Origin of the sequence: Vibrio sp. V08_P9A1T1, assembly GCF_963874405.1 — a bacterium.
Taxonomy (GTDB): Bacteria; Pseudomonadota; Gammaproteobacteria; order Enterobacterales; family Vibrionaceae; genus Vibrio; species Vibrio anguillarum.
This window is the reverse complement of record NZ_CAWNIB010000039.1, coordinates 1-9,660: the sequence shown is the minus strand read 5'-3', so window position 1 is coordinate 9,660 and position 9,660 is coordinate 1. Positions and strand designations below refer to the sequence as shown.

The following is a 9,660-nucleotide window of genomic DNA, read 5'->3' as shown; positions in this document are numbered from 1 at the left end:
GCATCAGACTGAGCATTAATTTTAATGTCATGATCTTTTCCAGATAGATTAGAGGCCACAATCAAACGTGGCCCTTCAACATCATTGATTACCGAAGCACGAACTCCGGGATTGGTTTTAGTGCTGTTGATACCGCGAACGATATCAATCAATTTTGAATTGGCTTGGACATCAACATCAAACTTCTGATCACCAAGTGAAATCTGCAGCTTACCAGGACCAAACTTTGCCTCTTTCTCTAAAACATCCGAGGCAACTTTATGGCTCTGTGCAAGCTGCAACACATCGATAGCATATTTACCTGCTATTGCGTCAGTGGTGGCTGTCGCGGAGACGACGTTTTCATCAGTAGTATCGACTTTTCGCAAAGCGAAAGCCTTCTCCTGACGAAAATTCGTCATAAGATTTTTCATCGTATCCAGCGACTCTTTGAGCCGGCCGTAGGCACTGATACTGGCATCAATTTGGCCAAGCTCATTATCAATACGTTGCTGCTTAGGAACGCGCTCTGCATTGACAATTTTGCTGACCAAGGAATTGATATCCATGCCAGTATTCATACCCATCGGGCCTAAGCTCATTAAATCACCTCAAAAACTACGATTACACCTTAGCAACCAATAAACCTGTACTGTGGTCTTTTTGTCTGGCAAGGCGTCGCAAAACCTCTAGCATTTCCTCGTTCGGGATCTGACGAATAATGTCACCAGTACTGGCTTCATAAATCGTCACAACATCCCGTCCTGATTCTTCATCGACTCTAAACGCTAAGTCTTTGTTGATAGATGAGATAAATTCATTCATCTGCTCTACCATCTTGGCTCTTTCCGATTTGTTGATCTGCTCTCGTTGCTGTGCAAGCTCGATTGCCGCTTCAACGCTTTGGTTTTGCCTATTTCTTAACTGTTCAGTACGATTCACCTCATTTTGTTTCGAGGAAGCGCGTGTCGCGCCATCGTTTTCTGAAGCAAATTTAATGCCACTTTGCGAGCCGTAAGGCTGGATGTTCGATGTGTAGGATGGTATTTCCATAACAATCTCCCTTCCACCTCATAGGTTGGCAGTGAAAACACTGCTTTCCCCACAAAGCTCCATTCGCCTATCGGTTAACCCAATAGACTAAGAGCTGCAGATGGTGACTGCTTCGCCTGTGCCAAAACTGACGTACTCGCTTGCTGCAAAATCTGCGACTTCGTCATTTGGGTTGTTTCACGGGCATAATCAGTATCCTTAATTCGACTACGAGAAGCGTTGACGTTCTCATTGATGTTATCAAGGTTACTGATGGCATGACCGAAACGGTTCTGGAATGCACCTAACGAGGCGCGTTGGCTATCAACGGCCTTTAGTGCACCATCAATCAAAGCTACAGCTTCCTGAGAGCCGCCAACCGTTGTGACATTGATGTCTTTGACGGTTACGTCTTTACCTGCAGCAAAACCAATCTCAGTACCCAGTCCACCACCAATAGTGACATCGCTTGAGACTTTTTGATTGGCGGCAAACAGTTGCAGTTTACCTTCATCACCGACTGAAGCTTTGATGTCACCATTTTGACCATTAATGTAAGTAGCGACCTCTTCTAAGTCATCACCCGCTTTAGCGTTAATGGTGACTTCGCGAGCTTCTCCTTGTTTATCAGTATAGCTCAGAGTCAGATCCGTCGCATTGGTGACTGACCAGTCAGGCGCTTTGCCATTTGTCGCGACATAGCTCTTACCGCCCATCGCTTTTGTGTCAGAACGCATGTCGCTCATGGAAAGCATCACAGCTTCACCAGAATCGGCACCAATTTGGAAAGATTTATTACCAAACGAACCATTTAGCAGTTTATTACCACCAAACGAGGTTGTTTCAGCAATACGGTTTAATTCATCATTAAGTGCTGAGACTTCCTCTTGGATCGCTTGGCGTTCTGAACTTGAGTTAGAACCGTTTGCTGATTGCAAAGAAAGATCTCGCATACGTTGCAAGATATTGGTGGTTTCATTCATTGCACCCTCTGCGGTTTGTGCAATGGAAATACCATCATTTGCGTTTCTTACCGCCATATCTAAGCCACGGCTTTGTGACGTTAAACGGTTTGAGATTTGTAGACCCGCTGCATCATCACGCGCGCTATTGATTTTATAGCCCGATGACAGACGCTCCATCGATTTCTGCGTACCATCAGCGGCGTTATTTAAATAACGCTGTGCGGTCATTGCAGACACGTTAGTGCTTACATTAATTGCCATATTGATCTCCTTAGGCATTGTGTTGATGTACTTCCGTGTCTCTCACCTCACGTCAGTACACCTCATTTCTCTCGTATCCTTTAACGGCGAAAGATTTATATCCTTTAGAAAAAAATAAGCCTTTTTTTAAAATTTATGCAGCGAGCATGAGAAATGTGATTAGCGTCAAAAAGTAAGAAAGATAATGCTGCATCGACTAACACTTTTTCCACTTTGCCGCTAAGCAAAAAAATCCAGCCGAGGCTGGATTTTCATTAAGGGTAACTCTTGAGCTATTGGGCTCTTTTAGCCAAGTAAGCTAAGTGCCGCTTGTGGCGCTTGTTTTGCTTGAGCCAGCACTGAGCTTGATGCTTGAGAAAGAATTTGCGACTTAGTAAGCGCTGTTGTTTCTTTGGCAAAGTCAGTATCTTTAATACGGCTCTTAGAAGCACTCACGTTTTCGTTAATGTTATCTAAGTTGCTGATTGCATGGCTAAAGCGATTTTGGAATGCACCTAATTGTGCGCGATGGCTATCTACAAATTGCAGTGCAGCATCAACAATGGCAACCGATTCTTGAGCGCCACCCACAGAGGTCACATCAATGACATCTACGGTAACAGCTTGACCAGCTTGCATGCCGAGCTCACCAGCAAGACCGCCTGCGAATGTTACAGGGCCTTCTACTTTATTACTGCCAGCGAAGACTTGTAGTTTTCCTTCATCATCAACTGATGCTTTCACCATATCAGTTTGGCCGTTGATGTAAGTCGCCAACTCTTCAATATCATCGCCTTCTTTAGCTGAGATATTGATAGTCTGATCTGTACCTGAAGTATCTTTCAGTGTGATTTGTAGATCGTTGCTGCCAGCTTGAACTGACCAATCTTTATCTTTGCCGTTCGCCGCTTGGTAGCTTGTGCCGCCCATCATAGCATTGTCACTACGCATGTTGTTTAGGCTAAGCATGACGGCTTCACCGTTATCCGCACCGATTTGGAATGACTTAGTTTCAAAAGTACCGTTAAGTAATTTGTTACCACCAAATGATGTGGTTTCTGCGATACGGTTTAACTCGTCATTCAGAGCGGTGACTTCTTCTTGAATCGCTACACGGTCTGCTTTTGAGTTTGAACCGTTAGCTGATTGCAGTGACAAGTCACGCATACGTTGCAAAATGTTGGTCGTTTCATTCATCGCACCCTCAGCGGTTTGTGCAATAGAAATACCGTCATTCGCATTACGTACTGCTACGTCAAGACCGCGGCTCTGAACATTCAAACGGTTAGAGATTTGTAGGCCTGCCGCATCATCTTTTGCGCTGTTGATTTTAAAGCCAGAAGATAGGCGTTCCATTGATGTTTGTTGTGCATTGCTAGCGCCGTTTAGGTAACGCTGTGCTGTCATCGCTGATACGTTGGTATTTACATTAACTGCCATGGTGATTACTCCAATTGATTTTCCGATGTTTCCGGTTTCCGACGTCTCGGAAAACCAAATAGTTCTCTCAAAGTTACTTTTTATAACGGCGGTACTTTCCAAAGCTTGAGGATTTTTTTTCAATTTTCTTAAAAAAAATGTGTTTAGTGTAAAAAACAGGACAAGAGGTCAAAAACCCATCAAAAAGGTAATAATTTCGCTAAAGAGTTGTTGATAAAGGTCGATAATTGTTGATTTTTATCGCTAGCGAAGTAAGGCCAATGCTAGGTTTGGCTGTTTTTTGGCTTGCGCAAGAATAGAGGTACTGACTTGTTGTAGGATTTGCTGTTTTACCATTTGGGTGGTCTCTTTCGCATAGTCCGTATCTTTAATTCGACTGTTTGAAGAAGCGAGGTTTTCATGTACGTTGTCGAGATTGTTGATAGCGTGGTTAAAACGGTTTTGCAACGCGCCTAACTCAGAGCGATGGCTATCAACGTACTGCAGTGCGGTATCAATGATGGCAACCGCTCGCTGCGCACCACCGACTTCGGTAATATCAAGAGTGTCTACTGCTTCATATCCCGTCACATTCATTTGCAACTGATTGGCTAAGCTACCTTTAAAATCAATAGTCCCAGAGGTTTCTTTACCCGCCATGAACAGCTGTAGCTGTCCTTTGTCGTTGACTGACGCCGATACTTTATCGGTTTGCCCATTGATGTAGGTTGCCAACTCTTCAATATCGTCCCCTACTTTTGCTTGGATTTGAATGTTGTGCTGTTTTCCCTTGGCATCGGTATAACTCATGGTGAGCTGCCGATTATCTTGTGTCACCCGCCACTGGCTATCCGCCATGCCTGCCGCAACATAGCTAAAGCCCCCCATATCCAAACTGTCTGAACGCATATTGTTTAACGAAACTTGCACTGCTTCGCCAGAGCTCGCCCCTATCTGAAATGAGGATTGACCAAACGAACCGTTCAGTAACTTACGACCACCAAAAGAGGTGGTTTCAGCAATTCGGTTTAATTCATCGTTCAAGGCGCTCATTTCTTCCTGTAAAGCTTGCCTATCCGCTTTACTGTTCGCGCCATTCGCCGACTGCAAAGAGAGATCTCGCATACGCTGAAGCAGGCTGGTGGTCTCTTGCATTGCACCTTCAGCAGTCTGCATGATTGAAATGCCATCATTAGCATTGCGTACAGCGACATCTAAGCCCCTCATTTGCGACTCAAGGCGATTCGAAATTTGTAAACCCGCAGCATCATCTTTGGCACTATTAATACGCTTCCCGGAAGCAAGACGCTCCAAAGATTGATTCAACATTTCGCTTGCTGAGCCTAAGTGACGCTGCGCAATCAAAGCGGAAACATTGGTATTAACGGTAATTGCCATAACAGACCTATGCCATAGAATGAATGATCTCTTTATCGGACAGTAGACGCTTTTCTTTACATAAAATGCTTAAAAAAGAAAAACCGAGCACAAGGCTCGGTCCGATAGTAGGTCAGTATTGAAACTTACTTTAGTTCAAGATGTTGCAGCATCTCAGCTGAAGGGGCAAAAAAATACGCGCCCGTCACGGCTTTGGTAAAGCGCAGCAGTTGGTCTGTTTTACCATCCGCCACACCATACATACTTTCCAACATCACTTTAAAGTTATGCAGCGTATGGCAATAAGCAATGAATAGTAAACCGTGCTCACCACTCACCGTACCGTAAGGTAAGCTATGACGAACAATTTTCAGCCCTTTCCCCTCTTCTTTTATATCGACACGGCCAACGTGAGACGCTGCAGGTACATTATCAAGCTCAATCGAATCAGGCTTAGTGCGCCCAATCACTTTTTCTTGCGCCGCCACATTTAAGCGATTCCAAGCTGGAAGGTTATGCACAAAACGCTGCAACATCACATAGCTGCCGCCAGCAAATTCACCATCAGCAATCAGTGCAACTTCTTGACGTTTTTCGGCTTTAGGGTTTTCAGTGCCATCGATAAAGTCCGTCATATCTCGCGCATCTAAGTAACGAAATGAGTAGGTTTCATCCACCATTTCAACCAACTCAGCCACGGGTTCCATCCATTTACGCAACACATAAAACAGCAAGTCATGACGATGAGAATGGCAGTGAATCAACACATCCACCTCGGTACTTGGTGCTATGGTTTCGCCTTTACCAAGCTCAGGAAAATCAATCAGCTCTTGTGGTATGCTTTGGTTTAAACGCTGCCAAAAGGTGCGAGTAAATGCGACCGACACGGTTAATTCAGCGCCGGGTTGATGTTGATTTATCTCATTGACTAAAGCGGGCAATGCTTTTAATTGCGCTAAAACATGCGCCGGATTTTGCTTTACTTTTAAAAGGCTAAATAGTGCAAACGGACCTGCTTCAGGCAGAATCGCGGTTTGAGGTTGTGTCATAAAATATCCTCACTTACTTATTTTTGCTCAGTGTAATTCAGTTTTTTGGGGCGACCTTGATTGGGATCACGCCTTGTCTATGAGCGGGATAGAAAAACAATCACGCACACTTTTACTCTTCAGTAGATATAGACCAAACCATAACAGCACCAACAGTGTGCTTGCATTGGCCCAATTAAAAACGCCGTGCTCTAAATAGATATGATAAAGCGTTTGTATAAATTGCAAGATAACCATAAGTAACGTCAGCGGTTTTCCCATGCTGACGATGCGGTTTAGCCACGATCGTTCAGGAGCACGTAAGCTGATAAGCCACATCAGAATGATACTTGGCAACCCCATAATCAACCCCAAATAAAGCATCGAATGGTCTGGGTAAACAATGGTTAAAATCGTCGTGCCATTATCTCGGCTTGCTCCTGCCACCACGAAAACAATCCAAGCTTTTGCCAAAAATAACCAACCAAGCCAGATAAGTTTAGGGGCTTTAAGAAAACCATGTTGGTCGTATCGCTCTAACGCATAACGCATCAATACCTTCGCTCTTTTAAAAAAACGTTTTTACTTTAACGAATAGATTTCAAATAGCTAGCCAGATCTTTTGCTCTTGACCAGTTTCTAACTTGAATGCACACAAACGACTCGGAATTGCGGGTAGGCAGGATAATCCTCAAAGATTTTCAATAAACGTTACACAGGTCTACTAAACAGTGATATGGATGGGAAGTCAGATATCACCACCAAATCAGGTCGCTAGTTTAAAAACTATCGTAATTATTTAGCATGACATTGGTCTTGATACGCCTGTAAGAATTCCGATAGAGGTACAGGTTTTGCGAATAAAAAACCTTGCAAATAGTTAACATTATGATTTTTTAGATATTCAGCTTGCTCAGCCAGCTCAACGCCCTCAGCAACAAGATCAATTGATAAACGCTTAGCAAGTTCAATCGTATTTTCAACCAAGTGTTCAGCAATCGGATCCTTTCCTAGGTTTTTAATGAATATTTGATCAATCTTTAAGTAGTCCAGATCGATTTTTTGTAAGTTTATCAGACTGGAATGGCCAGTTCCGAAATCATCAATCGCTATCTTACAACCCAAACGTTTTATGTTACTGAAAAGTACATCTGTTGCATCCGAAAACTCAAGAACCTCTCGTTCAGTAAGCTCTAAAACAAGCACTACTTTTTCGGTATCGATATACTCAACAAAAGCCTTACATTGGTTAAAAAGATCTTGACCATTGCAATGCTGAGGCGAAATATTTATTCCTACATGAAACGGATTAGGTAAGGAGTCCTTATAATTCTTCAACTGCTTAGCTGTTTCGTTAATGAGCAATCTTGTCATTGGAATAATCAGCCCAGACTCTTCAGCTTGAGGAATAAAAAGATCCGGACGAACCACACCTTGAATAGGGTGAACCCACCTTATCAAGATTTCTATACCCATAATTTCATTGGTTGAGGCATTAACAATCGGTTGAGCATAGGGTACAAATTCTTCTTGACGAATTGCACGCTGAAGTTCCGAATCTAACGTTTTTGGGCGGTTAATAAGCCACCAATAACAAATCGAAAATGACACCTGCATAAAGAAAATCAAGAAAATATAGAACTTCCTCTCATGCCAAAATGCAGACCAGGATGATGGGTAACCAAATCCTGCATAAATTGTAAATGGGAAACGTTCTGATTTAATTTGTTGAACAGCAGTAAGTGCAAGCGTTGGATCAGTTGGATACATTACACCGTTCTCACCTAACCAAGATTCCCCCAACTGTAAAAATAGAGATAGAGATAAAGCATGAGCAGAAGATTGAAATAACGCTTGTTGGATGTGTAATCCGTCAATACCGCTAAGTGACACATTATCATTTTCCACATTACGAACGACAATTAGTGGATGCTGCAACTCTACTTGACTACCTGACATTAATAAGAGCTCACCTGAGATATAAGTCTGTGGGTTATCAATAAATGATCGTTCTCCCCAAAGAGATGTGCAATATATCTCTCCATCATGAGCTAAATTGGTCGTTCTTACAAAAGGGCTCGTCGCTACAATTTTTCTTAATTCTACGATAATTTCATCACAACTCTCATTATGACTGACGAGAGAAAGTGTTTTCTTATTCGCTTCTTTACCGTGATAGAGAATAGAATTAATGTTTGATGCCGCATTTACAGCGTACTCTTTTGATTTATCTTGTAGGGAACGGAAAAAATAATAGTGAGATAGCTGTAAGATAAGAAAGCAGGGGATCACTGTCAAAAAAATAAAATGGACCGACTTTAGCTGGCCTTTTGCACTCATTACTTACCCCATATATCTTGATGCATGACTCATCTCTTTTCTATGAAAAAACTACTGAATAAACAAATGGTAATATTGACTACAACTAGAACTCCACGTGTTGTTAGAAAACGGTGTACTTCAGGCTGCTTTATCCTCAATTTAGATTAGGGAAAAAACCTATATTTTTCACAATCTGTTGAACATTCTTAAAAGTAAAAGGTTTGGTGATCACAAAATGTTCACAAAAATCAAGATCATCCTTAAATTGCCCAATCTGAGCTTCATTGGATAATAAAATTAATGACGACAAACCATACTTAACCAATTGCTTATCATTAATAGCATCTAACATAGATATGATGATGCTTGTCGGATCTTTTTTTACAGAATCCAAATCATAAATAACAAGGTCATGACTGCCTGTATCCACTCTTTGTTTTATCACATTTAGGTCATTTCCACCGGAAAGTTGAATATGGGTGATATGGTTTAATGGTTTGAGCGCAGAACGCAGTAACTCTCTGATGATAGGATATTCACTAACAACTAAAATGTTCATCTTTATTCTCAACGATAGTTAACGGCCACACTGTGTCATAAAAGAAAAAAGACTTACTTTTCATACGTTTGAAACTTGTTTTTTTCTTAAAAAATAACAATATCTAGAGCCAAAGTCGCGTAATTACGTCTTATGGATGGAACAATCGACATTGATATAGTGTTATCAACCAAATCATTCACACTCAGGACATAACAATTCTCACCGAAGCGGGCACGTAAGTAAAAATATTAAAAGTTAATAATAAAACACATTAAAAACAAAAAGTTACCCGTTTAGAGAAAATACCCGTCGGTCTCTGCTCTGTATATAGAAAAAGATCGACTTCCCCCACCCTCCAGAAAAACAAAAAAATACAAAGTGCCTAAAAACACTTTCATCAAGTGATAAAAATAGATTCCAACAAGGCACTTGTTTCTTATTGCATTGATTTTATTGGTATTTATTAGGAATAATTACAAATAACGGTTCTGTATCAAATTTGATACTCTGTATTACGAAATGATTACCGAGCATGAAGAACTCAATACTTACGTTTATGATTTATACTCTAACTAATGTAACCATCTGATCAAGTTAAAAGCACGACACAGTTTGCAATTACTATCCATAATGATACTAAAAAGAATAAAGCCATGACCATACAATACAAGCATTCTGATAAATTCATTTTCGAACCTGAAACATTCCGAATTATTTTAGAAAAAAAAGAGCTCAAACTTAGCCATAAAGAATCTGC

At 41.5% G+C, this 9,660-nt stretch carries 9 protein-coding genes; all 9 read right to left on the bottom strand.

The window, feature by feature from the left end; genetic code table 11:
* Positions 1-581 (bottom strand): flagellar cap protein FliD N-terminal domain-containing protein (locus AACT21_RS02345; RefSeq protein ID WP_303396332.1); only part of this gene is annotated, 581 nt, incomplete at its 3' end.
* A 22-nt stretch (positions 582-603) separates the two neighbouring features.
* Positions 604-1,032, bottom strand: coding sequence for a flagellar protein FlaG (flaG, locus tag AACT21_RS02340; protein ID WP_013856302.1), 429 nt, complete (start codon positions 1,030-1,032; stop codon positions 604-606).
* Positions 1,033-1,106: 74 nt separating this feature from the next.
* Entirely contained in the window at positions 1,107-2,237 is a 1,131-nt protein-coding gene (locus AACT21_RS02335) for a flagellin (RefSeq protein ID WP_026028066.1), read from the bottom strand.
* 285 nt (positions 2,238-2,522) lie between these two features.
* Complete coding sequence (locus AACT21_RS02330) at positions 2,523-3,656, bottom strand: flagellin (RefSeq protein ID WP_013856299.1); 1,134 nt, start codon at positions 3,654-3,656, stop codon at positions 2,523-2,525.
* A gap of 243 nt (positions 3,657-3,899) precedes the next feature.
* Positions 3,900-5,033 carry a flagellin gene (locus AACT21_RS02325; protein WP_017045743.1) on the bottom strand — a complete coding sequence of 378 codons (1,134 nt, stop codon included), beginning with the start codon at positions 5,031-5,033 and terminating at the stop codon, positions 3,900-3,902.
* Positions 5,034-5,158: 125 nt separating this feature from the next.
* Complete coding sequence (locus AACT21_RS02320) at positions 5,159-6,061, bottom strand: Dyp-type peroxidase (RefSeq protein WP_017045744.1); 903 nt, start codon at positions 6,059-6,061, stop codon at positions 5,159-5,161.
* Between the two features lie 66 nt (positions 6,062-6,127).
* Positions 6,128-6,595 (bottom strand): DUF2919 domain-containing protein, encoded by a 468-nt coding sequence (locus AACT21_RS02315; protein ID WP_088732761.1) that lies wholly within the window; start codon positions 6,593-6,595, stop codon positions 6,128-6,130.
* Between the two features lie 240 nt (positions 6,596-6,835).
* Positions 6,836-8,380: an EAL domain-containing protein gene (locus AACT21_RS02310; protein ID WP_094163829.1), complete on the bottom strand. Its 1,545-nt coding sequence runs from the start codon at positions 8,378-8,380 to the stop codon at positions 6,836-6,838.
* A gap of 136 nt (positions 8,381-8,516) precedes the next feature.
* Positions 8,517-8,921, bottom strand: a complete 405-nt coding sequence (locus tag AACT21_RS02305; RefSeq protein WP_094163827.1) for a response regulator — start codon at positions 8,919-8,921, stop codon at positions 8,517-8,519.
* Positions 8,922-9,660 lie beyond the last annotated feature (739 nt).

Coding starts and splice junctions, on each gene's coding strand:
- flaG (WP_013856302.1), bottom strand. CDS start 1,032: ATGGAAATACCATCCTACACATCGAACATCCAGCCTTACGGCTCGCAA.
- AACT21_RS02335 (WP_026028066.1), bottom strand. CDS start 2,237: ATGGCAATTAATGTAAGCACTAACGTGTCTGCAATGACCGCACAGCGT.
- AACT21_RS02330 (WP_013856299.1), bottom strand. CDS start 3,656: ATGGCAGTTAATGTAAATACCAACGTATCAGCGATGACAGCACAGCGT.
- AACT21_RS02325 (WP_017045743.1), bottom strand. CDS start 5,033: ATGGCAATTACCGTTAATACCAATGTTTCCGCTTTGATTGCGCAGCGT.
- AACT21_RS02320 (WP_017045744.1), bottom strand. CDS start 6,061: ATGACACAACCTCAAACCGCGATTCTGCCTGAAGCAGGTCCGTTTGCA.
- AACT21_RS02310 (WP_094163829.1), bottom strand. CDS start 8,380: ATGAGTGCAAAAGGCCAGCTAAAGTCGGTCCATTTTATTTTTTTGACA.
- AACT21_RS02305 (WP_094163827.1), bottom strand. CDS start 8,921: ATGAACATTTTAGTTGTTAGTGAATATCCTATCATCAGAGAGTTACTG.